This window comes from Pontixanthobacter aquaemixtae, assembly GCF_009827395.1.
GTDB lineage: Bacteria > Pseudomonadota > Alphaproteobacteria > Sphingomonadales > Sphingomonadaceae > Pontixanthobacter > Pontixanthobacter aquaemixtae.
Genome location: NZ_WTYX01000002.1, coordinates 996,320 through 1,018,555 on the forward strand (window position 1 = coordinate 996,320; position 22,236 = coordinate 1,018,555).

28 protein-coding genes are annotated in these 22,236 nt (G+C 58.5%); 15 read left to right on the forward strand and 13 right to left on the reverse strand.

Annotation, left to right across the window (positions count from 1 at the left end):
• Nucleotides 1-63: 63 nt before the first annotated feature.
• Nucleotides 64-693, forward strand: a complete 630-nt coding sequence (locus tag GRI41_RS13800; protein WP_160605721.1) for an MliC family protein — start codon at nucleotides 64-66, stop codon at nucleotides 691-693.
• Nucleotides 694-772: 79 nt separating this feature from the next.
• On the opposite strand, the gene GRI41_RS13805 is transcribed toward GRI41_RS13800, so the two are convergent.
• Both GRI41_RS13805 and GRI41_RS13810 read right to left on the reverse strand, forming a co-directional pair.
• Nucleotides 773-1,120 (reverse strand): DUF962 domain-containing protein, encoded by a 348-nt coding sequence (locus GRI41_RS13805; RefSeq protein ID WP_160605722.1) that lies wholly within the window; start codon nucleotides 1,118-1,120, stop codon nucleotides 773-775.
• Between the two features lie 23 nt (nucleotides 1,121-1,143).
• Nucleotides 1,144-2,577 carry a S41 family peptidase gene (locus GRI41_RS13810; RefSeq protein WP_160605723.1) on the reverse strand — a complete coding sequence of 478 codons (1,434 nt, stop codon included), beginning with the start codon at nucleotides 2,575-2,577 and terminating at the stop codon, nucleotides 1,144-1,146.
• 266 nt (nucleotides 2,578-2,843) lie between these two features.
• Between GRI41_RS13810 and GRI41_RS13815 the strand changes: the two genes are divergently transcribed.
• Nucleotides 2,844-3,452 (forward strand): YbhB/YbcL family Raf kinase inhibitor-like protein, encoded by a 609-nt coding sequence (locus tag GRI41_RS13815; protein ID WP_160605724.1) that lies wholly within the window; start codon nucleotides 2,844-2,846, stop codon nucleotides 3,450-3,452.
• 35 nt (nucleotides 3,453-3,487) lie between these two features.
• Nucleotides 3,488-3,739, forward strand: a complete 252-nt coding sequence (locus tag GRI41_RS13820) for an SWIB/MDM2 domain-containing protein (protein ID WP_160605725.1) — start codon at nucleotides 3,488-3,490, stop codon at nucleotides 3,737-3,739.
• Between the two features lie 10 nt (nucleotides 3,740-3,749).
• Here the strand turns inward: GRI41_RS13820 and GRI41_RS13825 are convergent, their stop codons facing one another.
• Nucleotides 3,750-4,151, reverse strand: a complete 402-nt coding sequence (locus GRI41_RS13825; RefSeq protein WP_160605726.1) for a DoxX family protein — start codon at nucleotides 4,149-4,151, stop codon at nucleotides 3,750-3,752.
• 70 nt (nucleotides 4,152-4,221) lie between these two features.
• Between GRI41_RS13825 and GRI41_RS13830 the strand changes: the two genes are divergently transcribed.
• A complete protein-coding gene (locus tag GRI41_RS13830) occupies nucleotides 4,222-5,475 on the forward strand; it encodes a dipeptidase (protein ID WP_160605727.1) in 1,254 nt (417 codons plus the stop codon).
• Between the two features lie 15 nt (nucleotides 5,476-5,490).
• Here GRI41_RS13830 and GRI41_RS14270 read toward each other — a convergent pair whose 3' ends face one another.
• From GRI41_RS14270 to GRI41_RS13860, 7 genes are all read right to left on the reverse strand, one after another.
• On the reverse strand, nucleotides 5,491-5,640 hold the full coding sequence (locus tag GRI41_RS14270; protein WP_202388819.1) for a hypothetical protein: 150 nt from the start codon (nucleotides 5,638-5,640) through the stop codon (nucleotides 5,491-5,493).
• Nucleotides 5,641-5,726: 86 nt separating this feature from the next.
• Nucleotides 5,727-6,566, reverse strand: coding sequence for a 2,3,4,5-tetrahydropyridine-2,6-dicarboxylate N-succinyltransferase (gene dapD / locus GRI41_RS13835; RefSeq protein ID WP_160605728.1), 840 nt, complete (start codon nucleotides 6,564-6,566; stop codon nucleotides 5,727-5,729).
• A gap of 91 nt (nucleotides 6,567-6,657) precedes the next feature.
• Complete coding sequence (locus GRI41_RS13840; RefSeq protein WP_160605729.1) at nucleotides 6,658-7,716, reverse strand: phosphotransferase family protein; 1,059 nt, start codon at nucleotides 7,714-7,716, stop codon at nucleotides 6,658-6,660.
• Between the two features lie 12 nt (nucleotides 7,717-7,728).
• Complete coding sequence (locus tag GRI41_RS13845; protein ID WP_160605730.1) at nucleotides 7,729-8,817, reverse strand: Zn-dependent alcohol dehydrogenase; 1,089 nt, start codon at nucleotides 8,815-8,817, stop codon at nucleotides 7,729-7,731.
• A gap of 145 nt (nucleotides 8,818-8,962) precedes the next feature.
• Nucleotides 8,963-10,249 (reverse strand): acyl-CoA dehydrogenase family protein, encoded by a 1,287-nt coding sequence (locus GRI41_RS13850; protein WP_160605731.1) that lies wholly within the window; start codon nucleotides 10,247-10,249, stop codon nucleotides 8,963-8,965.
• Between the two features lie 32 nt (nucleotides 10,250-10,281).
• Nucleotides 10,282-11,718 (reverse strand): MFS transporter, encoded by a 1,437-nt coding sequence (locus GRI41_RS13855; protein WP_160605732.1) that lies wholly within the window; start codon nucleotides 11,716-11,718, stop codon nucleotides 10,282-10,284.
• Nucleotides 11,715-12,560 (reverse strand): SDR family NAD(P)-dependent oxidoreductase, encoded by an 846-nt coding sequence (locus GRI41_RS13860; RefSeq protein ID WP_160605733.1) that lies wholly within the window; start codon nucleotides 12,558-12,560, stop codon nucleotides 11,715-11,717. Before GRI41_RS13860 ends, GRI41_RS13855 begins: the two co-directional genes overlap by 4 nt.
• A gap of 192 nt (nucleotides 12,561-12,752) precedes the next feature.
• Between GRI41_RS13860 and GRI41_RS13865 the strand changes: the two genes are divergently transcribed.
• Genes GRI41_RS13865 through GRI41_RS13875 form a run of 3 tightly spaced genes read left to right on the forward strand, consistent with a single transcriptional unit; the run spans nucleotide 12,753 to nucleotide 15,910 of the window.
• On the forward strand, nucleotides 12,753-13,946 hold the full coding sequence (locus GRI41_RS13865) for an acyl-CoA dehydrogenase family protein (RefSeq protein ID WP_160605734.1): 1,194 nt from the start codon (nucleotides 12,753-12,755) through the stop codon (nucleotides 13,944-13,946).
• 3 nt (nucleotides 13,947-13,949) lie between these two features.
• Complete coding sequence (locus GRI41_RS13870; RefSeq protein ID WP_160605735.1) at nucleotides 13,950-15,089, forward strand: acyl-CoA dehydrogenase family protein; 1,140 nt, start codon at nucleotides 13,950-13,952, stop codon at nucleotides 15,087-15,089.
• Nucleotides 15,090-15,103: 14 nt separating this feature from the next.
• Nucleotides 15,104-15,910 (forward strand): SDR family NAD(P)-dependent oxidoreductase, encoded by an 807-nt coding sequence (locus GRI41_RS13875; protein ID WP_160605898.1) that lies wholly within the window; start codon nucleotides 15,104-15,106, stop codon nucleotides 15,908-15,910.
• 387 nt (nucleotides 15,911-16,297) lie between these two features.
• On the opposite strand, the gene gmk is transcribed toward GRI41_RS13875, so the two are convergent.
• The 3 genes from gmk to GRI41_RS13890 form a co-directional block, all read right to left on the reverse strand.
• Nucleotides 16,298-16,948: a guanylate kinase gene (gene gmk, locus GRI41_RS13880; protein WP_160605736.1), complete on the reverse strand. Its 651-nt coding sequence runs from the start codon at nucleotides 16,946-16,948 to the stop codon at nucleotides 16,298-16,300.
• Nucleotides 16,949-17,010: 62 nt separating this feature from the next.
• A complete protein-coding gene (locus GRI41_RS13885) occupies nucleotides 17,011-17,415 on the reverse strand; it encodes a hypothetical protein (RefSeq protein WP_160605737.1) in 405 nt (134 codons plus the stop codon).
• Between the two features lie 48 nt (nucleotides 17,416-17,463).
• A complete protein-coding gene (locus GRI41_RS13890; RefSeq protein ID WP_160605738.1) occupies nucleotides 17,464-17,961 on the reverse strand; it encodes an SspB family protein in 498 nt (165 codons plus the stop codon).
• A gap of 133 nt (nucleotides 17,962-18,094) precedes the next feature.
• Here GRI41_RS13890 and hisB point away from each other — a divergent pair, with 133 nt between their 5' ends.
• From hisB to GRI41_RS13930, 8 genes are all read left to right on the forward strand, one after another.
• Nucleotides 18,095-18,688 (forward strand): imidazoleglycerol-phosphate dehydratase HisB, encoded by a 594-nt coding sequence (hisB, locus tag GRI41_RS13895; protein WP_160605739.1) that lies wholly within the window; start codon nucleotides 18,095-18,097, stop codon nucleotides 18,686-18,688.
• A complete protein-coding gene (hisH, locus tag GRI41_RS13900; protein ID WP_160605740.1) occupies nucleotides 18,681-19,310 on the forward strand; it encodes an imidazole glycerol phosphate synthase subunit HisH in 630 nt (209 codons plus the stop codon). Before hisB ends, hisH begins: the two co-directional genes overlap by 8 nt.
• A 103-nt stretch (nucleotides 19,311-19,413) precedes the next feature.
• Nucleotides 19,414-20,142 (forward strand): 1-(5-phosphoribosyl)-5-[(5-phosphoribosylamino)methylideneamino]imidazole-4-carboxamide isomerase, encoded by a 729-nt coding sequence (gene hisA, locus GRI41_RS13905; RefSeq protein ID WP_160605741.1) that lies wholly within the window; start codon nucleotides 19,414-19,416, stop codon nucleotides 20,140-20,142.
• A gap of 10 nt (nucleotides 20,143-20,152) precedes the next feature.
• Nucleotides 20,153-20,371 (forward strand): hypothetical protein, encoded by a 219-nt coding sequence (locus GRI41_RS13910; protein WP_160605742.1) that lies wholly within the window; start codon nucleotides 20,153-20,155, stop codon nucleotides 20,369-20,371.
• Nucleotides 20,368-21,129, forward strand: a complete 762-nt coding sequence (gene hisF / locus GRI41_RS13915; RefSeq protein ID WP_160605743.1) for an imidazole glycerol phosphate synthase subunit HisF — start codon at nucleotides 20,368-20,370, stop codon at nucleotides 21,127-21,129. Before GRI41_RS13910 ends, hisF begins: the two co-directional genes overlap by 4 nt.
• A 131-nt stretch (nucleotides 21,130-21,260) precedes the next feature.
• Nucleotides 21,261-21,434: a PEP-CTERM sorting domain-containing protein gene (locus GRI41_RS13920; protein WP_160605744.1), complete on the forward strand. Its 174-nt coding sequence runs from the start codon at nucleotides 21,261-21,263 to the stop codon at nucleotides 21,432-21,434.
• Between the two features lie 31 nt (nucleotides 21,435-21,465).
• Entirely contained in the window at nucleotides 21,466-21,792 is a 327-nt protein-coding gene (locus GRI41_RS13925) for a phosphoribosyl-ATP diphosphatase (RefSeq protein WP_160605745.1), read from the forward strand.
• Nucleotides 21,792-22,169: a histidine triad nucleotide-binding protein gene (locus GRI41_RS13930; RefSeq protein WP_160605746.1), complete on the forward strand. Its 378-nt coding sequence runs from the start codon at nucleotides 21,792-21,794 to the stop codon at nucleotides 22,167-22,169. Before GRI41_RS13925 ends, GRI41_RS13930 begins: the two co-directional genes overlap by 1 nt.
• Nucleotides 22,170-22,236 lie beyond the last annotated feature (67 nt).

Here is a 22,236-nt window from a genome sequence, read left to right on the forward strand (position 1 = left end):
GTCTTTCGTATGATAGGCGTCTATCAAGGCACCACACAACCACGCTGATGAGGACTTCGGACTATGAAACGCATACTTGCATCAACGCTTGTCGCCGGGGCTGCAATCGCCGGCTTTTCCGCTCCTGCCCATGCTTCCTTCGATGACCAGTTCGTGTGCGAACGGATCGGCGATGTCGATGTGCTGGTGGTAATATCGGCGCGCAATGATGCCGATGCTTATGTCCAGTTCAGTTCAGGCGATGGCACCGAAGAGGGGGAGCCGACAACCGAACCGATGCGCCAGATCCCCAGCGGTTCGGGCATCAAATATGCCGGGATGGGGGTGATCTTCCATGCCAAGGGCAATGAAGGCTTTGTCGAAACAGAGCTGGGCTCGGGCATGTGCAGCAATCCGGCGGGCGAGACTGACGAAGCCGCCGAAGAGGCCGCGCTCAATATCCGCGCGCGGTCCTATGGCGGGATAGTTCGCGCCGGCCCCGGCATGGAATTTGACCGCGTCACCAGCCTGCAAGAAGGCGATCCGGTGACGCTGCTGGTCAATACGGGCGAGCATATGAACGGCTATGACTGGTTTATGATCATGCTTCCCGATGGCGAAATCGGCTATCAATGGGGCGGCCTGCTGTGCAGCGACGAATTGCACCCGCCGGGCATCTATGGCGGCCGTAACGAGGCATGCCCCGTTCGCTAGTCTGTCCGTCCCTGTTAACTCTGGATTGCCGCGGCGACAGCGTCGCATCGCAATGACGAGCTAGCCAACGACGCGCTACTTACTGCTCCTCAACCCCCGCCCTCTCCAGCTCCGGAGCGAGGCGGCGGGTGAGCCAGAGCCACCACATTTTGAAATCCGCACCCAGGCTCCACAGCGGATAGGTGAAGGTCGCCGGGCGGTTCTTCTCAACCGTAAAATGCGCCAGCCACGCAAAGAAATACCCCGCGACAGGCATCGCGGCGAGCCACCACCAATTGCCCGTGGCAAAACCCGCCCACACCGCAAACACCGCCACTGCAACCACCAGCGTGGTCCCGAAATAATGCAGCGCGCGCGTCACCGGCTTGGAATGTTCACGCAGATAAAACGGCCAGAACTCGGCGAAGGTGGTGTAGGTTTTGGTCATGGTCTGGCGATCTCTTGAGGAGATTAATACAGCCCCGGGATCTCGCGTTGGACGGCGGATGGGGTGTCGGGTTGCAGGATTTCGCGTTCGGCGGCTTGTTGTGCCACGCCGCCGCCGGGTTTGCCGGTGATCGGTGTGCAGGCGGCGGAGCCGGTGCGCAGGAATTCCAGCGCTTTGGCGGTGGAGGCTTCTGCCGGATCGCCCATCTGCGCGCTGATATCATCGGCAGCCTGGCAGGTGTTGGGCATCACGCTGGCGAGCCCGTCAAAATATTCGCCATTATTGTCGCGGTTGGTGGTCTGGAATGTCACCGCGCGGATGCGGTCATCGCAGGCGGCCAGGTCAAAGCCGAACTGGCCCACCGGCTTGCCCGATGTGTTGGCGCCGACCAGCGCGATATTGCTTCCGAGATAGGGGATCATCGAATTGGTCACCAACTCGCTGGCAGAGGCGGTGCCGCCGCGTCCGATCACCGCGATCTTGGTCGGCTGGATCGATTGCGCGGCTGCTTCGAACAGTTCGGTCGAATTCTGGCTGGCCTTGCTCGGGCGCAAGATGGTGCGGCTGAACACCTGGCCGACAGTGTTGCGGCCCATCAGGTCGCCCATCAGTTCCGCGATGGAGACCAGCCCGCCGCCATTATAGCGGAAGTCGAGGATGACCTCGGTCACGCCCTGATTGCGGAAATTCTGGAAGGCCGCGCGCAAATCCGCGTCGGCCGATTGGACGATAAAGGTACGCAGATTGATATAGCCGACCAGCTTGCCGCCATCATTGATGATCTGCGCGCCATAGCGGTTGGAAACGGCATCGAGCGGATATTCGGCTTTGGATACCGTCACCTGGGTTTCGGTGGTGTCGAGTTGGCGGATCACGAAAGTCCGCTGCACACCCGGATCGGACGGGCCCAGCCGGTTGACCACGCCTTGCGGCCCCTCGGTGGCCATAATCGTGGCTATCGATTGCAGCGTAGATGGCGAATTGCCCAGCTGGATGATCTCGACCCCGCGATCGAAACCTTGCGGGAAAGCGGGTGCGTTTTCGAACGCCTCCAGAATGAACACGCGGTTGTTGACCGTGTCATAGCCCAGACGGATGCCGAAACCGGCGCTCGACCCGTTATTGATCAGGTCGTTTTCTTCCTGGATCGAAGTGATGAAAGTGAAGCCCTTATCCTTGTTCTGTGCGCGGGCCGGGGCGACCAGCGCATCAAGATAGGATTGGACGGAGCTATGCGCGTTTTTGTTGACCGTGCGGTCGAGCAGTTCGGGGAACAGGTACCATTCGTCGAGAACGGCGAAAGCGAAATCCTGCCGCTCGGAAAGCGAACATCCGGCGGTTGTCGGGGTGGGGGTTGGGGTACCGCCGCCGAAAGTCGGCCCGGAGGAATCCCCTCCGCCGCAGGCGACAAGAGAAACAGCAAGCGAGAGGCTGAGAACATTACGACCAATACCCATGTGAAAACTCTCCGGAAGCGACTGCGGCCTTGTTTCGGCCTTCCAAATTGATGGAATAAGGATGCCGCGTGAACATCGGCTGGGCAAGCGGTAGGCGCGGATTTTATCCCGCCTTATCCGTAAATCGGCTGGAAATCGGGTAAATTGACCCCATTTTACACGTCACATCAGTGGAAAACCCTCGATTTGGTCCGATTTTCCCCTGTGCAAGCCTCGCAGCCGCCGCCGAAGGGGCGTAGAACATTATTTCAAGGAGAGAGATGTAAATGTCCGCAGAAGTTCCCGCTTGGCTGAGCAGCGCCGTGAAAGGCGCGCATGCAGGCTATGCCAAGCTGACCGTTGCAACATTGGCCGACCAGCGCACATTCGGGCGCGGCGGTTTCGCTCTCACCAGCCCCGCTTTTGAAAATGGCGGAGAGCTGGATCCCTGCTTTACCGCTGACGAAGAAGACGCGGTCGCCCCGCCGCTCGAATGGAATGCTCCGCCACCCGGCACGCAGGAGTTGGTGATCCTGGTGGAGGATGCCGATACAAACGGAAGCGAGCCCTCCTGTCACTGGGCCGTTTGGGGACTCCCGGGGCAGAAGGGCATGCTGCTGGAGGGCGAAGTCCCGCCGCGCGTCGGCAAGAATTCGCAGCAGAATTCGGAATGGCTGCTTCCCGCGCCGCCGATGGATGATGACGCCCATTCTTACATTTTTCAGATCTTCGCGCTCGACCTACCGATGGTCTTGATGCCCGGCGCTTCGCGCGCCGAGCTGGTCAAGGCGATGGAAGGCCATGTCGTTGCCGCAGCGGTGCTAACCGGCACCTACAAGCGCGAGGAGGGCGACGACGACCCGGCCGATGGCTGGGATGAGGATGACCAAGAATAATACTAAGTGAAGCCAATCTAGGAAAGGAATATACCATGGCTGGCAAAAACAATGCACTTCAAAAACCAGTAAACGTTTCGAGCGAACTGCAGGCGGTAATCGGCGTAGCCACCGCAACGCGCGCTCAAGTTACGTCAAAGGTTTGGGAATACATCAAGGCCAACGGCCTGCAGGACAGCAAAGACAAGCGTCAGATCAATCCTGATGCGAAGCTTGGCGCTGTTGTAGGCAAAGACCAGCTTTCGATGTTCAAGATGACCGCTGCTGTGTCGAAGCACCTCAGCTAAATCTTACACCTTATCGGGGGCGGAACGGCCATGTGGTCGTTCCGCTTACCCATAGCGCGAGCCAGATGATAATTGGCTGCGCAATCATTCTCGGCACATGATAGGCGAGACCCATTCCGCCATCATCGCGTGCCATATCCATCGCAAAATGATTGATGTTGGCGGGCCATACGCACAGCGCGTAGAGGGCAAGCCCGATGCCGGCTGCCTTGCGAAGCCGGGGCCACCATGGCTGGACCAGTCCCGCCGCGCCCAGCAGTTCTGCAACCCCGGTCCACAACACCACCGCGCGCGGGAACGGCACCCAATCGGGCATGATCGTGAGAAAACCGCCCGGCGAGGCGAGATGAAAATATCCTGCCACTGCATAAAATATCGCGAGCACCCACATCAGGACCGCTTTGAAATTCATCCGGTTTCCCCCTTGGGAGCTTTGCGTTAAGCTGCGGCAACAACCCATAGCCCGCTTTCGGAGACCGTAAATGAAAAAGCTTGCTCTGCTTCCGCTGATTGCTCTTGCGGCCACTCCGCTCGCGGCAGAAACGCCCGAAGAGACAGCCGAAGCAGCGCTCGAGGCGGCACCGATCTGGGATGGCCATAATGATGTGCCAATCCAGCTGCGCGGGCGCTACCGCAACGTGATTGGCGATTTCGATTTTGGCGATACCACCGACACCGGTGAGGATCATCCAGCAGGGCGGACGATGCATACCGATCTCGCCCGCCTGCGCGAGGGCAAAGTCGGGGCACAATTCTGGTCGGTCTATGTATCCGCCTCGCTCCCCGAACCCGAAGCGGTGCAGGCGGTTATCGAGCAGATCGATGTGACAAAGCGTCTGATCGCCAAATATCCGGCCGATCTCCAATTGGCGCTGACCGCGGACGATGTTCAGTCGGCGATCGACAATGGCCGCATCGCATCGATGATGGGGATGGAAGGCGGCCATTCCATCGGATCGAGCCTGGCGGTTCTGCGCCAGACTTACGATCTGGGCGCGCGCTATATGACGCTAACCCATTCCCGAAACACGCCATGGGCGGACAGTGCGACGGACGATCCAGAGCATGACGGGCTGACCGATTTCGGCAAGGATGTTGTTCGCGAGATGAATCGCATGGGGATGCTGGTTGATCTCAGCCATGTCAGCGAAAAGGCGATGCATGATGCGCTGGATGTGGCGGGCGCGCCGGTGATTTTCAGTCACTCCTCAGCCCGCGCGATCAACGGCCATGCGCGCAATGTGCCCGACGGTGTTCTAGCGCGATTGCCTGCGAATGGCGGAATAATCATGATCACCCATGTGCCGGGTTTTCTCAGTGAGCCTGCGCGCGAATGGAACGCCAACCGATCCGCTGAAGAAGCGCGGCTGCAGGCCTTGTGGCAAGGCCAACCCGAAGAGGTCAGCAAGCGGCTGGATGCATGGGATGAAGCCAATCCGATACCGCGCGCGGGCATCACCGATGCCGCCGACCATATCGATCATGTGCGCAAGATTGCGGGTGTCGACAGCATTGGTATCGGCGGTGACTATGATGGTATCCCCTTTGCGCCTGACGGGCTGGAGGATGTCTCCACCTATCCGGCATTGTTCGCCGAACTCGCGCGCAGGGGATACACGCAAAGCGAATTGGAGCAGATTTCCTTTGGCAATATGATGCGGGTGATGCGCGCAGCCGAAGCCTATAAGGCCAGCGTTTCGGACATGGCCCCTATAGAAACGCCGGTTCCGGAATAATTGCCAGCACCCGGCTTAGCCAAGCGCCGGAACAATCCACGCAAGCGACATTGCGACAACCGCAATGAGTAATCCGACACCCAGCACCCAGCGCATATGTCCGGATTTCTCGCCGCCGCTCGCTTCGATCTCATCAATGTGAATTTCTTCGCCGTCTTTGTGCATAGTCGGTTCCCTTCCGTTAGGTTCTTCTAAGGTACTTAGGGAAGGGAACGGTCAAGCAGACCAACGGTTCCGGTTTGGCGTGCGGCTCAGTCGCGCAGCAGCTCGTTAATACCGGTTTTTGATCGGGTTTGCGCGTCCACGGTTTTGACGATCACCGCGCAGGCCAGCGATGGGCCGGGCGATCCATCGGGCAGAGGTTTTCCAGGAAGCGCGCCAGGCACAACCACGCTGTAAGGCGGAATATGACCGGTGATAATCTCGCCCGTTTCGCGGTTCACGATTTTGGTCGATTGGGTGATAAACACGCCCATTGCGACTACGCAGCCTTCGCCCACGATCACGCCCTCAACGATCTCGGAACGCGCACCAATAAAGCAATTGTCGCCGATGATGGTCGGGTTGGCCTGCATCGGTTCAAGCACGCCGCCAATCCCCGTGCCGGCCGAGATGTGGCAATTCTTGCCGATTTGCGCACAGCTGCCGATCGAACCCCATGTGTCGACCATGGTTCCGTCACCGACATAGGCCCCGATATTGACGAAGCTGGGCATCAGCACCACGTCCTTGCCGATATGGCAGCCCTTGCGGGCAATCGCGCCGGGCACCACGCGGAAGCCAGCTTCGCGGAAGCGTGCTTCGTCCCAGCCGGCAAATTTGGAAGGAACCTTGTCAAATGCAGGGGCGCCGGCAGAGCCGCCTTCCATCACCACATTGTCGTTGAGCCGGAAAGACAGCAGCACCGCCTTTTTCAGCCATTGATTGACATGCCAGCCGCCATTGCCGTCAGGTTCAGCCACCCGTCCTTCGCCGCTGTCGAGCATAGCCAGCGCGGCATCGACATGCGCGCGCACTTCGCTGCTATCGGGCGTTACATTGGCGCGGTCTTCCCAAGCGGCTTCGATGGCGTTTTCAAGTTCTGCGGTCATTGCTGGCTCCAAATCAGATATATGCCAGCGCTGCTAGCGATGGCAGCGAAGGGGAGCAAGGGCAACGCGCGCTCAAGAATGAACGGCGGCCCTAAAGCCCCGCTTTCTTGGCAAAATGATAGGCCCGCTCGACCAGCGGGACCACGCGGTCTGACATTTTCTTAGCGTGCGCGCTGGATGCGGTGCCATCGATCACGCGCTTTTTGATGCCCTGGATAATCCCCGCTAAGCGGAACAGATTATAGGAAAAATACCAATCCATCGGCGGCACCGGATATCCGGTGCGCTTCACATAACGCTCGGTCGCTTCTTCAATCGTCGGGATGCCCAGCTCTTTATGATCCAGCCCGCCAATACCCGCACGGCCATCAACCGGGCTGATCCAGTTGAGCATCAGATAGCTGAAATCGCCAATCGGGTCGCCTAGCGTCGACAGTTCCCAATCGAGCACCGCCAGAACTTCCGGTTTGTCTTTGTGGAAAATCATATTGTCGAGCCGGTAGTCGCCATGGACGATGCTGCTCGCATGCTGGTCGGGAATGGTTGTTGGCAGCCATTCGATCAGCTCGTCCATTTCCGGGATCACTTCGGTTTCGGACAACTTGTATTGCTTGGACCAGCGCGAAATCTGCCGCGCGCAGTAATCGGTCGGCTTGCCGAAGTCATCCATCCCGATGGCCGCAACATCGGTGGTGTGGAGATCGGCCATCGTGTCGATCATCGAATTGTAAATGTCGCCGCGCTCTGCCTTGTCCGAAGCGGGCAGGGCGCCATCCCACAGGCTGCGCCCATCGGCGAGGCCCATGACGAAGAACATCGACCCGATGACATCCTTGTCCTCGCATAGCCCGTAAGCTTTGGGCACGGGGAAGCCGGTCGGGCCAAGGCACGCCATGGCCTTGTATTCGCGGTCTACCGCATGCGCGCTGGGAAGCAGCTTTCCGAAAGGTTGGCGGCGCAGGACGTAAGACTGCGAAGGCGTGTCGATCCGGTAAGTCGGGTTCGATTGGCCGCCTTTGAACTTGGTCATGCTGAGCGGTCCGGTGAAGCCGTCGACATTGGCTTCCATCCACTCTGTCAGCTTGGCTTCGTCGAGTTTGTCCGCATCGGGAACCTCGACCGTGCCGACCATTTCCTTTTCGTAGTCCATTGCCGCTTTTCCTTAGTCGAACACAATCACCGAGCGCGCCGAATGCCCGTCGCGCATCTTGTCAAAGCCCTGATTGATTTCGTCCAGGCTGATCCGCTCTGCAATCAGCGTGTCGAGATCGAGCAGGCCGCGCATGTAGAAATCCACCAGACGCGGAAGATCAACAGGGAACTGGTTGTACCCCATGATCGCCCCTTGCAGCTTCTTGCCGCCGAGCAGATCCATCGCGCCCAATCCCACTTTGCAATCGAGCGGCATCATCCCAAGAATGATCGCGGTTCCGCCGCGCCTCAGCGAGGCAACGGCCAGATCGGCTGATGCCTGTCTGCCGACAGCTTCGATTGCGTAATGCACGCCGCCATCGGACAGTTTGATGATCTGCTTGGCGGCGTCCTCCGCCATCGCGTCAACCGTATGCGTGGCGCCCAGAACTTTGGCGAGCTCGCGCTTTTCCGGGATCGGGTCCGCCGCGATAACCATGCCGGCACCAGCAATTTTCGCCGCGTTGATCGCTGCCAGTCCAACACCGCCGCAACCGACAACAACGATCGTTTCGCCCGGTGTCAGATTGGCGGCGTTGAAGATTGTTCCCGCGCCCGTTGTCACCGCACAGCCGATCAAAGCGGCGCGGTCCAGCGGCATGTCCTTGTCGATTGAAACGCAGGCATTCTCATGGATCAGCATCTGTTCGCTAAAGGCGGACAGATTGAGCATCTGATTGACCGTTTCGCCGCCGTTGCGAGTGATCCGTACAGGAGCATCCGCATCGCGCCTTGTGCCGGCGCCCATGCACAATGCCATCCGGCCGGTAACGCAGAATTCGCATTGGCCGCAAAACGCGGACAGGCAGGACACGACATGATCGCCCGGCTTAACCGACCGTACTTCGCTGCCCACGGCGCGAACGACGCCCGCAGCTTCGTGGCCCGGAATGGCGGGCAGCGCATGCGGATAAGCGCCGTCGACAAAGTGCAGGTCCGAATGGCACAGACCGCACGCCTTGGTGTCAATCAGCACCTCATGCGGTGCCGGATCGGCCAGCTCGACTTCGCCAATGGTGAGCCCTTTGCCGGGTTGTTCTAGAATTGCTGCTTTTGCCATGTTTCTTTTTCCTCAACGTGTTTCGAGACGAGGTTCGGAACGCGTCGTCACCTCTCGTCAGGATGAGCAGAACCACTCGGCTCTGCCCTTAATGAGCAGCCCGGCCCCGAAATTGTCCAAGGGCCGGGCGTCTCGAAAGGATCGTTTATCGCGTTGCGGCCATATCGCCCGAGCTGACCCCAGCATGGTTCGGCAGATCGGTGTGCTTCGAGAATTCGATCCGCGCAATCGACCGCGCGTGAACTTCGTCAGGACCGTCAGCGAGGCGCAAAGTCCGTTGATGGGCATATGCGCTGGCAAGGCCATAGTCGTTCGAGACACCGCCACCGCCATGCGCCTGAATCGCATCGTCGATGATCTTGAGCGCCATATTCGGAGCCTGCACCTTGATCATTGCGATTTCCTGCTTGGCCATCTTGTTGCCGACCTTGTCCATCATATCGGCGGCTTTGAGGCACAGCAGACGTGTCATTTCGATGTCGATGCGCGCGCGCGCGACGCGTTCTTCCCAGACCGAGTGTTTGTAGATCGGTTTTCCGAAAGCTTCGCGCTCTTGCAGGCGGCGGCACATTTTGGCCAGCGCTTCTTCGGCAACGCCGATGGTGCGCATGCAGTGATGGATACGGCCGGGGCCGAGGCGGCCCTGGGCGATCTCGAAACCGCGGCCTTCGCCGAGCAGCAGGTTCGTGGCCGGAACGCGCACGTCTTTCAGTTCGACTTCCATATGGCCATGCGGCGCATCGTCATATCCGAACACCGGCAAGTGGCGTAGGATGTTTACGCCGGGCGCATCCATTGGAACAATAACCTGCGACTGCTGCTGGTGACGCTTGGCTTCAAAGTTTGTTTTACCCATCGTGATCGCGACTTTGCAGCGTGGATCGCCAAGGCCTGACGACCACCATTTGCGGCCATTGATGACATATTCATCGCCATCACGTTCGATGCGGGTTTCGATATTGGTCGCATCGGAAGAGGCAACGCGCGGCTCGGTCATTAGGAAGGCAGAACGGATCTCGCCATTCATCAGCGGGGTCAGCCACTGGTCTTTCTGCTCGCGCGTCCCGTAACGGTGGAACACTTCCATATTGCCGGTGTCAGGCGCGGAGCAGTTGAACACTTCGCTCGACCAGCCAATGCGGCCCATTTCTTCGGCGCACAGGGCATATTCGACATTGGTCAGGCCGGGGCCCTCAAATTCGAAACTGTCGTCAACATGGCTCAGCTGGCCCTGCGGCGGCATGAACAGGTTCCAAATGCCTTGCGATTTGGCCTTAACTTTCATCTCTTCGATGATCGGAATGACTTTCCAGCGCTCACCCTCATTATCCTGATCGATATAGGTCTGCATATTGGGGCGGATATTCGCTTCGATGAAATCGCGCACGCGGTCGCGCCAATGGGTCTGCCGTTCGGTGAGATCAAAATTCATGGGGTCTGTCCTTATTACGATTCGGTATTTGCTTAGGGTAAGGTGTTGCTGCCGTCGAGATCGCTTTGCGAAGTGTCATTGAGAGCAGCAAGACGGGCTTCGTGTTCGGCCCGATCAATCGGAAAACGGTTGAGCCAGAATGCCGATGCAACGCCCAGAACAAAGATCGCAGCACAATACATTGCGGCCAGCGCCGCGAGAATATTGGCTGCAACGTCGCCCGGGGCGCTGCCGGTGGGAAATTGCGAAACCGACAGCATTACGCCGGCCAGCAATATTCCCACGCCAGTGGCGCTTTTCTGGACCAGCCAGTTGCCTGCGTAAAAACTTCCTTCGGCGCGGCGGCCGGTGCGCTGTTCGAATTGTTCGATCACCTCTGCCACCATCGAGGTCGCCGAGATCACTGCGGCAACCCCGGCTGCGTTGCTCAGGAAAATGAAGCCGAACAATGTAAAGGCGGCGGCGTTGGTGCCCAGTTCGGGCCACCAGCCGATGTGAAACAGCCCGTAAGGGACAAGCCACAATGTCATCGACAAAATCGTCGCGACCGCGCCGGTTTTCGCTTTGCCGAACCGGCTGTGCAGCCCTGCCAGAGCGTAGAACACCAGCACCACGCTTAGGAACAGGACGATCGGATAAATATACGATAATTGCGAGAGCGAAAGCTGCCACACAAAAATGTAGAGATAGTTCGAAAGGGCAAATGTCATCCCCTGACTGACATAGGCCGCGAGCGCACCGGCGGCGAAAATCAGGAAAGCCTTTTCGGAAAACGCCTCGCGAATTTCGTGGAAAGCGGACTTGAATCCAAATGGATCTGGCCGGTCCTTCGGATATCGGGCGATCCATTTATGTTGCCCTGCGGCGGAAACCAGCACGGCTATGGCCATCACGACCGAGCCATAGAGCGCATAGCTGTCATAACCCTCTGCCGATTGGGGGCCATTGATCAGGAACACACCGTAAGCCAGCCACAGAATGACCAATCCGCTTCCCCAGCCGAACAGGAACCGGAACCGGAACAGTGTGGTACGTTCTTCGTAATCGCGCGTCAGTTCGGGAACCAACGCAATCGATGGGACTTCGCAGGCTGACAGCAGCAGGCGCACGATGATCGCAAGTGTCAAAAGCGTCCAGAAACTGGGCGTACCATCGACCGGCGGCATCCATAGAAAATACCATGCAAAGGCAAGCGGGATCGGTGCCGCATAAAGCCATGGAAGCCTCCGCCCCCAAGCTGTGTAAGTGCGATCGGAAAGATTTCCCAGAAACGGATCAATGAACGCATCAACGATCAAAGCGATGACCAGCGCAAGGCTGACCAACCATGCTTCCATCCCCAGGACCAGATTGTAATAGGTCAGTAGAAAAACGGAAAAACCGTTGTCCTTGATGCCAAACGCGATTGCGCCCGAACCGTTGAACAGCTTGATCCGTAGCGGCAGTGGTTTGGCGGTTTCGGCGCTCACTCGGCTTCAGCCTCTGCCAGCGCGCGCAGTGAATCGAATATGCTCGGCTCTGATTGATCCCAAGAGTATCGGGGGCCCAAGGTGATCCCGCCATCGACAATCATCGAATGACCGTTGACGAAGGATGCTTCCTCGCTCGCCAGATAGGCCATTGCGTTGGCAATATCTTCTGGCTGTCCGCCGCGCGCAACGGGTTGCGCCTGCTGCGACATGGCGGCGATTGCCTGTTTGCCAATCTCTGCCTTCTGGCCCTCTAGCTCCAGCGATCTGGTGAAAATGTTGGTGTTGATGAAGCCCGGCTGGATCGCGTTGACGCGGATCTGGTGCCTGGCCAGCTGGGCTGCTGCTATCTTTGTCAGATGCAACACGCCGGCCTTGGCAACCGCATAGGCATTGGGGGAATAACCCGGCCCGACCGCGGCGACGCTCGACGTGTTGATGATCGATGCATTGGCGCGGCCGATCATATGCGGAACTGCATAGCGGATGCCGAAGGCTGCCGAGCGCAGCAGCAGGTCCATTGTCAGGTCCCAGCCTTCCGGCTCGATCTCGTCGATCGGTGCGCCATCGCCGCCCGCACCTGCATTGTTGAACACAATGTCGATCCCGCCGGTGTCTGCCGCTGCGCGATCCATCAGCGCCTTGATATCCTCTGTAGAGGTCACATCGCATCGCTGGAAAGTGATTTTGCCGTTGGAACTTTCGGCCAATTCTGCGCCGCCCGCTTCGTCGATATCGGCGGCAAAAACATGCGCGCCCTCGCTGGCAAGCAGCAGCACGGAAGCCTTCCCAATTCCTGATGCTGCGCCGGTGACGACAGCGGTTTTTCCAGAGAATCGCATGCACCTCTCCCAAGGTTTTTCTTTGCAACCAGCTTAGGGATAGGAACCTAAGCGTCAACGCTGCTTTGCCTGACGCTACGGCACGGCGGGTCAGCGCAGAGGCGCTTGCGATGCACTGCCTTTTGCCCTTAACGTAAACGGCAATCGGAGGGTCGATTTGGCCCTGATAAACCCGAATCGAGAGGAACCATAATGTCCGATCTGGAACAATTCCGTACAGAGACGCGCGCTTGGCTTGATGCCAATTGCCCCGAAGAAATGCGTCAACCCGTACGCGATGATGACGATACCTATTGGGGTGGCCGCAATGCTACTTTCAAGAACGACGCGCAGAAGGCGTGGTTCGAATCGTGCCGCGACAAGGGCTACACGGTTCCGGCATGGCCGAAGGAATATGGCGGCGCAGGATTGTCTGCTGCCGAAGCCAAGATTCTTCGCCAGGAAATGGCGCGCATTGGCGCGCGCCCGCCATTGTCCAGCTTCGGCATCTGGATGCTGGGCCCGGCGCTTCTGAAATTCGGTACCGAGGGCCAGAAGCAGCGCTTCCTCAACGAAATCGCGCGTGGCGAAATACGCTGGTGCCAGGGCTATTCAGAACCCGGTTCGGGCAGCGATCTTGTCTCGATGCAAACATTTGGCGAGGACAAAGGCGATCACTGGGTGGTCAATGGCCAGAAGATCTGGACCTCTTATGCCGATCAAGCCGACTGGATTTTCTGCCTCGTCCGGACAGACAAGGACAACAAATATCAGGGCATCACATTCATGCTCTATGATATGACCAACCAGGGCGTTTCGACCAAGCCGATCCTGCTGATCAGCGGAAGCAGCCCGTTTTGCGAAACCTTCTTTGATGATGTCAAAGTGCCCAAATCCTATGGCGATGATTGCCCGGGCTATGTGGGCGAGATCAATCGCGGTTGGGATGTTGCCAAATATCTGCTGGGACACGAGCGTGAGATGATTTCCGGCATGGGCGGCGGCGAACATACGGCTGCCATCGGTGCGGCTATGCAGCGCCGCAGCGCCCAGGATGGCGACGATCTTGATCCGGTGCTGCGCGCCGAACTGGCGCAATTCGATGTCGATGCGCTTGCTTTCACCGCAATGGGCGAGAAATTCATGGACGAGATGAAAGCCGGCAAAGGCCATCCCGCGCAGCCTAATATGATGAAATATGTCGGGACAGAGCTGAACAAGCGCCGTCACGAATTGATGATGTCGGCTGGCGGGTCGCGCAGCCTCGAATGGGAAAGCGACGAAACCGGTGGCGGCAAGCCATCGCGCAATTGGCTGCGCACCAAAGCCAACTCGATCGAAGGCGGAACCAGCGAAGTCATGCTGAACGTCATTTCCAAACGTATTCTTGATCTGCCGGGAGCCTGATCAATGCCACTATTTTACGATGAAGATCAGGCGATGCTCGCCGACACAGCCGCGCAATTCATTGCCGATGAAGGCGCGATTGCCAAACAGCTGCGCCACTGGCGTGACCGCGATTGCAAAGACGGATTTGGCCACGAATTGTGGAAACAGTTCGCCGAAATGGGCTTCACCGGCATTCTCGTTGGTGAAGAAGATGGCGGCATGGGCATGGGCAATGTCGAGGCCGGGATTGTTCTGGAACAGATCGGCCGCAACCTCACGCCATCGCCATTCCTGACCAGTTCGGTGTTGGCAGCAACCGCGCTCAACAATGGCAGCGCGGATTTGCGTGGCCGCTATCTGCCGGGCCTGATTTCGGGCGACAGCGTGTTTGCCGTTGCCATTGATGAAGGCGCCAAACACCGGCCCGAGCGGATCAGAACCAAGGCGGAGAAATCGGGCAATGGTTTCAAGCTGTCGGGCCAGAAGGATTTTGTGGTCCACGGCGCCAGTGCGGACATGATCGTTGTGGCGGCGCGGACATCGGGCAGCGATGATGACGAAGACGGCATCACTCTGTTTGCTGTCCCCAAAGACGCGGCGGGCATGGACCATGACGCCGTGCGTCTGGTCGACAGTTCGATGGCGACGCATACCAAGTTTGACGGTGTCGAGCTTGATGGCGATGCGGTGATTGGCGAAGTCGATGGCGGGCGCGAGATTCTCAACAAGGTGCTCAATGCGGGGCGTGTCGGCGCTGCTGCCGAAGGCTGCGGCGTTGCCAGCGGCGCGATGGATATGACCGTCGATTATCTCAAACAGCGCAAGCAGTTCGGCAAGCTGATCGGCGAATTCCAGAGCCTGCAACACCGCGCCGCGCATCTTTATTCCGAAGTCGAAGTGGCCAAAGCGGTCACGATCAAGGCGGCGCAATTGCTCGATGGTAACAGCGAAAATGCCGATCTGATGGTTTCGGTGGCAAAATCGAAAGTCGGCCATGCAGCAGGCCTTGCCGTGCGCGAAGGCGTGCAAATGCATGGCGGCATTGGCATGACCGACGAATATGACATCGGCCTGTTCATGAAGCGCGACCGGGCGTTGAACGAATTTATGGGCGATGCCTATTACCACGCCGATCGCGTTGCCCGGATGAGCGGATATTAAGGAACAGACCCATGATGAAATTGAACGATCTTTTCGGCCTTGAAGGCAAAATCGCGCTGGTGACCGGCGGTTCGCGCGGGATCGGCAAGATGATTGTCGAAGGGCTGCTGGAGGCCGGCTGCGCGAAGGTCTATATCGTTGCGCGCAAGAAAGAGCAGGTCGATGCCACCGCTGAAGAGCTGGGTGACAAAGTCATCGGATTGACCGGAGACCTGTCGCAGATTGACGGCATTCAGGCGCTGGCCGATGAACTCGCCAGCCGCGAGGACAAGCTTGATCTGCTGGTTAACAATGCCGGTGCTGCCTGGGGCCAACCTTTCGAGGAGTTTACCGAGGCAGGTTGGGACCGGACGATGGACCTCAATGTCAAAACCCCGTTCTTCCTGACGCAGAAGCTGCATGGCCTGCTCAAAGCCGCGGCAACGCCCGAACGCCCGGCCAAAGTCCTGATGATCGCATCAATCGACGGCATGAAAAGCAATCCATGGCCGACCTATCCCTATCAGGCGTCCAAAGCCGGGCTTATCCACCTGACCCGCCGGATGGCGGCCGAACTCGCCGGCGACAACATTATCGTCAACGGCATCGGCCCCGGCGCTTTCCCGAGCGAGATGAACCGGGCCGCGCGCGACAATGAAGACATGGTCAAACGCGGCATCCCCTCGGGCCGGGTCGGCGTGACCGAGGATATGGCGGCGGGCGCGATCTACCTGCTCAGCCGTGCGGGCGATTACGTAGTGGGCACGACAATTCCTATTGATGGCGGCGTTGTAAACGCGAATATCGGCGCAGGAAACTTCGTCGACCCATCAGGCGAGTAAGTCCCCCTCACAGCAAATGCCCGCTCGATGAGGACAGGCCGCCGGAGCAATCCGGCGGCCTTTTTCATGCGCGCGATCCTGCAAGAATGGAAGACATGGACCACATGGACCAGGGTTCAAGAGGAAGAAAAGCGTCACTTGAAGATATGAAACGAGTCGCGACTTCCAATCGATCTGTTCGACGATTTCGAAGAGCGGTGTTCGGCATAAAGGATTGTCGGCGAGTAGGAAAATGATTGCTCTTACTGGGGCGAAATGATGTTCGCTCTGGCGGCTATATCTAACGCGCGTGGTAGTGCTCTGGGTCGTGTGGCACGACAATGCTCGACGTGTTGATTAGTGCCAGCCAGCCCGCAATTGCGGCGGAAGCAGATATTCTTCCCGAACCTACTCCATCAACTCCCGCACAAACGGGATAAGCCCGGTTTGGCGGGTGCGTTTCATGCGTTCGGCGTGCAGGATTTCGCGGACTTTGACGAAGCATTCATCGACATCGTCATTGATCACGACATAGTCATATTCGGCCCAATGGCTGATTTCGTCGCGTGCGCGCCGCATGCGGCCTTCGATCACTTCGGCGCTGTCGAGCGCGCGGGTTTCCAGGCGGCTGCGCAATGCGGCAAGGCTGGGCGGTAGCAGGAACACGCTGACGGCATCCTGCTGGTCTTTCTGGTAGAGCTGCTGCGTGCCCTGCCAATCGATATCGAACAGGAAATCCTGCCCTTCCTTTAATCCCTGCCGGATATATCCCTTGGGCGTGCCGTAGCGGTGATCGAACACATGCGCCCATTCATAAAATTCGTCATTCCTGACCATTTCTTCGAATTTCGTATCGGACACGAAATGGTAATCGATCCCGTCGACTTCGCCTTCGCGCGGTGGGCGGGTGGTCACCGATACGGAGAGTTTGATCTCCTCATCCGCGCCGAGCAATTTGTGCGACATGGTGGTTTTTCCTGCGCCCGAAGGAGAGGAAAGAATGAATAACATCCCCCGGCGGGAAAGGTTGGGGCGGGAAAGTGTGCTCTGATCGGCCATGCCTGCTCATGGGGCAGAGGCGGCCCAAGAATCAAGAGTGTCGCGCGCGGCGCTCCCGAAAATCAGTCGCTATGGGCCTGTTTGAGCAATTTTCGGTCGGCTTCGCGTTTGGCCTTGCGCCGTTTTCCGCCGCGATCGAACAATGTCTTCGCGGCCAGCGCCCCGCCTATCACCAGCGCGCCCGGCACCGATTTGGTCGCCACTTTGGCCGCAACGATAGAGGCGGCTTTGTGCTTCAGGCCGCGGCTCTGGATAATTGCATCTGCATCTTCCACTCCGTAGCGGCCTTTTAGCAGGCGCTTTTGCACGAAATTTGTGACCAGATAGGATCCCGCCTTCATGACAATTCCGGCCATCAGCAGATTGGTGGTGGGAATATCGCTTGGCCCGGGAACATCCCTTTCGGGATTTTCCGGAATCGTGCCATCGCCGGTGGTGGCTTTGGGGGTGGGGGCTTTTCCAGCCATGCTCATAATCCTTGCGCCGCTACGCCGCGCCAGACACGGCGCGCGTAATCAGTTCTTCTTGCCGAAATCGACCGTGACAACGTTGGATCCGTCTTCGCTGCCAACGATTGCCGCGCGCTCTTCTGCCTTGTCATTTTCGGCATCTTCATGCGGTTCGGGCGCCATGTCGGCAACGGTTGCCTGGAACTGCAGGCCGAAATCGACAGCCGGATCGACAAAGGCGGTGATCGCGGAATAGGGGATGTCGAGCTTGGACGGGACCGCATTGAAGCTGAGCCCGACAGAGAAGCCTTCCTCGTCAACTTCCAGATCCCAGAATTTGTTTTGCAACACGATGGTCATTTCATCGGGGAACCGTTCGCGCAGGGCCTTGGGAATGTCCACGCCCGGCGCACCGGTTTTGAAAGTGATGTAGAAATGGTGGTTGCCCGGCAATTCGCTGCCATTGTCAACGATTTGCCCCAGAACACGGCCAACAACAGCGCGCAGGGCCTCCTGCACGATATCGTCATAGGGGATCAGGCTATCGGGTGTTTCATCACTCATATCGCGACGTTAGGTGGCGCGCAGATTGCGCGGGGTCAAGCGGCAATCCACGCTTACCCGCAAAGTATAAAAGCTTGGCAGCCAGCGTGGCGGTAGAACTTGCGCCGATAAGCACCAAAGCTATAGCGGAGGCATGCGCACCGCCCGAATAGAACGCAACACCACCGAAACGAAAATCCTTGTCGAGGTCAATCTCGACGGGACTGGCGCCTATGATGTGTCGACGGGTATCGGTTTTCTCGACCATATGGTGGAGCAGTTCAGCCGCCATTCGCTGATCGATGTGACGATGAAAGTCGACGGCGATCTGCATGTGGACCAGCATCACACGACCGAAGACAGCGCGCTGGCGCTGGGTCAGGCCTTGGTAGAGGCGATGGGCGACAAAGGCGGGATTGGCCGGTACGGCACGGCCTATTCGCCGATGGATGAAACTTTGGCGCGCGTCTCGCTCGATATTTCGGGGCGGCCTTATCTGGTTTGGAAAGCCGGGTTCAGCCAGGAAAAGCTGGGCGAATGGGATACCGAACTGATCGAACACTGGTTCCATTCGGTGTCGCAGACGGCGGGCATCACGCTGCATGTCGAACTGCTTTACGGCACAAATAACCACCACATTTGCGAGGCGATTTACAAAGGCTTTGCCCGCGCAATGCGCATCGGGGTTGAACTTGACCCGCGCAAAGGTGGCGCGATCCCCAGTACCAAGGGCCAATTGGGTGGCTAACACAGTCGCGCTCATCGATTACGGCGCGGGCAATCTCCATTCGGTTCACAATGCGCTGAAAGCGGTGGGGGCGGACGGCGTGGTTATTACCGCCGATCCCAACATTGTGCGCGCGGCGGACCGGATTGTTTTGCCCGGTGTCGGCTCATTCAAAGCCTGCGCCGAAGGATTGTCGGCGATTGACGGGCTGACCGCGGCAATGGCCGAGCGTGTGCATGTGGGCGGCGCGCCCTTCCTTGGCATCTGCGTAGGCATGCAATTGCTGGCGACGCAGGGGCTGGAACATGGTGTAACCCCGGGGCTCGGCTGGGTGCCCGGCGAAGTTCGCGCGATTGAACGGACCGATCCGGCGATCAAAATCCCGCATATGGGATGGAACGATGTGGCCCTGTCCGCGCATGCACCCAATGGCGCGCTGATCGAGGGTGGCGAGGCCTATTTTCTGCATTCCTTCCATTTCGCTGCAGACGAGCCGGCACATATTGCGGCGATGACCGACCACGGCGGCGGCTTGGTCGCGGCGGTGGCGCGCGATAATGTGGTGGGGGTTCAATTCCACCCGGAGAAAAGCCAAGCCTACGGATTGGGTTTGCTGAAGAGGTTTTTGGCGTGGAAGCCTTGATCCCGTCATCCCAGCGCAGGCTGGGATCGCTTACCGCTTGGTCAAACACTATTGAACCCGATCCCAGCTTTCGCTGGGATGACGATACGGGTAAGGGGCAATCATGATCATTTTTCCCGCAATCGATCTCAAACAGGGCCAGGTCGTGCGCCTCGCCGAAGGTGATATGGACCGCGCGACGGTCTATGGCGATGATCCCGCCGCGCAGGCGTTGCTGTTTGCCGAAGCAGGCGCGGAGCATTTGCATGTGGTCGATCTCGACGGCTCCTTCGCGGGTAGCGCGCAAAATCGTGAGGCGGTGGAAGCGATTGTTGCGGCATTCCCCGGCTATGTTCAGCTTGGCGGGGGGATCCGGACGCGCGCTGATGTCGAAGGATGGTTCAACGCGGGCGTGGCGCGGATTGTCATCGGCACGGCGGCTCTGAAGGACCCGGAATTTGTCAAAGACATGGCGCGGGAATTTGAAGGCGGCATTGTCGTGGCGGTGGATGCGCGCGACGGAATGGTCGCAACCGATGGCTGGGCCGAAGTGTCCGATGTGCGGATCGAAGATATGGCACGCCGGTTCGAAGATGCGGGCGTCGCCAGCCTGCTTTTCACCGATATCGGGCGCGACGGTCTGCTCAAAGGCTGTAATATCGACGCCACGGTTGAGCTGGCACAGCGCACCGATCTGCCTGTGATCGCCAGCGGCGGGGTGAAAGGCCTCGACGATATTCATATCCTGTCGATGCAAGCGCATTTGGGGGTTGAGGGCGTGATTACCGGACGCGCGCTGTATGATGGGCGGCTGGATCTGGCCGCGGCAATTGAAATGGGCGCGCGGGCGTGAGCAATAGAGCATGAGCATTTATCTCGCGCTGACAACGCTGGCTATTGTGTTGCTGGTCACCGGGATCAACGTGGTTCATGGGCTGACAAGCGGCGTGTACAATTTGTTTGGGAAACTGATTGCGCGAGATCGAAAACCGGGCTTCTTCTGGTATTCGATTGCAATGAGCGTGCTGGTATTTTTTGCAGGAACGGTCACAATTATTGCCCTTTTCCGGTTTGTTCCGTGACCGTCCGTATCCGCGTTATCCCTTGTCTCGACGTCGCCGATGGGCGCGTGGTGAAGGGTGTCAATTTCGTTGACCTGCGCGATGCGGGCGATCCGGTGGAGCAGGCGCAGGCCTATGATGCGGCGGGGGCGGACGAGCTGTGTTTTCTCGACATATCCGCCACGCATGAAGGGCGCGGGACGTTGCTCGATGTGGTCAAGCGCACCGCCGAAGTGTGCTTTATGCCGCTGACCGTGGGCGGCGGCGTGGCTTCGGTAGAGGATGCGCGCGCCTTGCTGCTGGCGGGGGCTGACAAGGTCGCGATCAATAGCGCGGCGGTAAAACGGCCTGAAGTCGTGTCCGAAATCGCTGCTCGCTTCGGCAGCCAATGCGTTGTCGCTTCAGTCGATGCGCGCAGGACTGCGCCCGGGAAATGGGAAATTTTCACCCATGGCGGGCGCAAACCCACCGGGATCGATGCGCTGGAACACGCCAAACGGCTGGCAGAACTTGGCGCGGGCGAATTGCTCGTCACATCGATGGATGGTGACGGAACCAAAGCGGGCTATGATCTGAAATTGACCCGCACAATCGCGGATTCGGTTGGCATTCCGGTCATCGCCAGCGGCGGCGTTGGAACGCTCGATCATCTGGTGGAGGGCGTGACACAGGGCCATGCCAGCGCCGTACTCGCCGCATCGATATTCCATTTTGGCGAACACACAATTTCCGATGCGCATCAGGCACTTCGCGATGCCGGCTTGCCAGCCAGAGCATAGCGTTGGCCGGGAATTGCAGGCCGATTTCCACAACCAAGCCGCGTTAAGTAAATGCTTGTATCCGGTCCCATAACGGGACTGCGTATTCGCTACGCTTGAGGAATCGCCGGAAATCGGGCTTTGCATTTTTCGTGTTGAAGTCTCCTTTCATCATATTGCTCGCTGTGGTGGCGAGCCCCGCTTATGCCTCAGGCGGCATACAGGTACCCGAGCCTAGCAATCTGGCCCTTTTCGGCCTTGGTCTTACCGGACTGATTGTAGGCCGCCTGATGGCTAAGCGACGCAAGAACACTCCCGACGATTGACCCGTAAAGTGCGACACGCCATTGAGCGTGAATGCACACACTTGCCCGCCTCGAACACATTATTGCGCAGCGCAAAGCCGCCGATCCTGACTCCAGCTATGTTGCCAAGCTCAATTCGCTAGGTTTGCCGATCATGGCGCGCAAGCTCGGCGAGGAGGCTGTCGAGGCGGTTGTCGCGGCGCTGGCGGATGGCAAGGACGAATTGGTCGAAGAAGCCGCAGATGTGGTTTTCCATCTGATGGTCTTGCTCGCTGCGAAGAATATTCCGCTATCCGATGTGATGGCCGAACTGGACCGGCGAGAGGGTGTTTCCGGCCTCGACGAGAAAGCGAGCAGGCCAAAAGAGGGGGGCATCTGATGCCTATCGACGCGACACTTCCATATGATGATCAAAACATCTTCGCCAAAATCCTGCGCGGCGAAATCCCGTCGACAAAGCTTTACGAAGATGAATGGGCCTATGCCTTTCCGGATATCAATCCGCAGGCAGAATTGCATGTGCTGGTAATTCCCAAAGGGCCCTATGTCAGCTGGGATGATTTCTCCGCCAAGGCATCAGAGGCAGAGATTGCCGGTTTCATCCGCGCGGTGGGTAAAGTCGCGCGTGAACACAATCTGGTGGAACCCGGTTACCGTCTGCTGGCCAATATCGGCGCGCATGGCGGGCAGGAAGTCCCGCATTTGCATGTCCATCTGTTTGGCGGGCAGTTTCTTGGCCCGATGATTGCGCGGTAATCGCGAAAGGGAAACCGTTCGTCGATTGTATTGCACGCCGCGCAACAAAGGCTTGCCGCAGGAATCC

What these genes read in the sequence shown, in the direction of transcription:
- dapD (WP_160605728.1), bottom strand. Translation starts at nt 6,566, where the DNA reads ATGACCGCAGAACTTGAAAACGCCATCGAAGCCGCTTGGGAAGACCGC.
- GRI41_RS13825 (WP_160605726.1), bottom strand. Translation starts at nt 4,151, where the DNA reads ATGAATTTCAAAGCGGTCCTGATGTGGGTGCTCGCGATATTTTATGCA.
- GRI41_RS13850 (WP_160605731.1), bottom strand. Translation starts at nt 10,249, where the DNA reads ATGAATTTTGATCTCACCGAACGGCAGACCCATTGGCGCGACCGCGTG.
- GRI41_RS13925 (WP_160605745.1), top strand. Translation starts at nt 21,466, where the DNA reads ATGCACACACTTGCCCGCCTCGAACACATTATTGCGCAGCGCAAAGCC.
- GRI41_RS13815 (WP_160605724.1), top strand. Translation starts at nt 2,844, where the DNA reads ATGTCCGCAGAAGTTCCCGCTTGGCTGAGCAGCGCCGTGAAAGGCGCG.
- GRI41_RS13840 (WP_160605729.1), bottom strand. Translation starts at nt 7,716, where the DNA reads ATGGACTACGAAAAGGAAATGGTCGGCACGGTCGAGGTTCCCGATGCG.
- GRI41_RS13865 (WP_160605734.1), top strand. Translation starts at nt 12,753, where the DNA reads ATGTCCGATCTGGAACAATTCCGTACAGAGACGCGCGCTTGGCTTGAT.
- GRI41_RS13890 (WP_160605738.1), bottom strand. Translation starts at nt 17,961, where the DNA reads ATGAGTGATGAAACACCCGATAGCCTGATCCCCTATGACGATATCGTG.
- gmk (WP_160605736.1), bottom strand. Translation starts at nt 16,948, where the DNA reads ATGGCCGATCAGAGCACACTTTCCCGCCCCAACCTTTCCCGCCGGGGG.
- GRI41_RS13820 (WP_160605725.1), top strand. Translation starts at nt 3,488, where the DNA reads ATGGCTGGCAAAAACAATGCACTTCAAAAACCAGTAAACGTTTCGAGC.
- GRI41_RS13800 (WP_160605721.1), top strand. Translation starts at nt 64, where the DNA reads ATGAAACGCATACTTGCATCAACGCTTGTCGCCGGGGCTGCAATCGCC.
- hisA (WP_160605741.1), top strand. Translation starts at nt 19,414, where the DNA reads ATGATCATTTTTCCCGCAATCGATCTCAAACAGGGCCAGGTCGTGCGC.
- GRI41_RS13830 (WP_160605727.1), top strand. Translation starts at nt 4,222, where the DNA reads ATGAAAAAGCTTGCTCTGCTTCCGCTGATTGCTCTTGCGGCCACTCCG.
- GRI41_RS13860 (WP_160605733.1), bottom strand. Translation starts at nt 12,560, where the DNA reads ATGCGATTCTCTGGAAAAACCGCTGTCGTCACCGGCGCAGCATCAGGA.
- GRI41_RS13875 (WP_160605898.1), top strand. Translation starts at nt 15,104, where the DNA reads ATGAAATTGAACGATCTTTTCGGCCTTGAAGGCAAAATCGCGCTGGTG.
- GRI41_RS13910 (WP_160605742.1), top strand. Translation starts at nt 20,153, where the DNA reads ATGAGCATTTATCTCGCGCTGACAACGCTGGCTATTGTGTTGCTGGTC.
- GRI41_RS13930 (WP_160605746.1), top strand. Translation starts at nt 21,792, where the DNA reads ATGCCTATCGACGCGACACTTCCATATGATGATCAAAACATCTTCGCC.
- hisB (WP_160605739.1), top strand. Translation starts at nt 18,095, where the DNA reads ATGCGCACCGCCCGAATAGAACGCAACACCACCGAAACGAAAATCCTT.
- GRI41_RS13870 (WP_160605735.1), top strand. Translation starts at nt 13,950, where the DNA reads ATGCCACTATTTTACGATGAAGATCAGGCGATGCTCGCCGACACAGCC.
- GRI41_RS13845 (WP_160605730.1), bottom strand. Translation starts at nt 8,817, where the DNA reads ATGGCAAAAGCAGCAATTCTAGAACAACCCGGCAAAGGGCTCACCATT.
- GRI41_RS13885 (WP_160605737.1), bottom strand. Translation starts at nt 17,415, where the DNA reads ATGGCTGGAAAAGCCCCCACCCCCAAAGCCACCACCGGCGATGGCACG.
- GRI41_RS14270 (WP_202388819.1), bottom strand. Translation starts at nt 5,640, where the DNA reads ATGCACAAAGACGGCGAAGAAATTCACATTGATGAGATCGAAGCGAGC.
- GRI41_RS13810 (WP_160605723.1), bottom strand. Translation starts at nt 2,577, where the DNA reads ATGGGTATTGGTCGTAATGTTCTCAGCCTCTCGCTTGCTGTTTCTCTT.
- GRI41_RS13805 (WP_160605722.1), bottom strand. Translation starts at nt 1,120, where the DNA reads ATGACCAAAACCTACACCACCTTCGCCGAGTTCTGGCCGTTTTATCTG.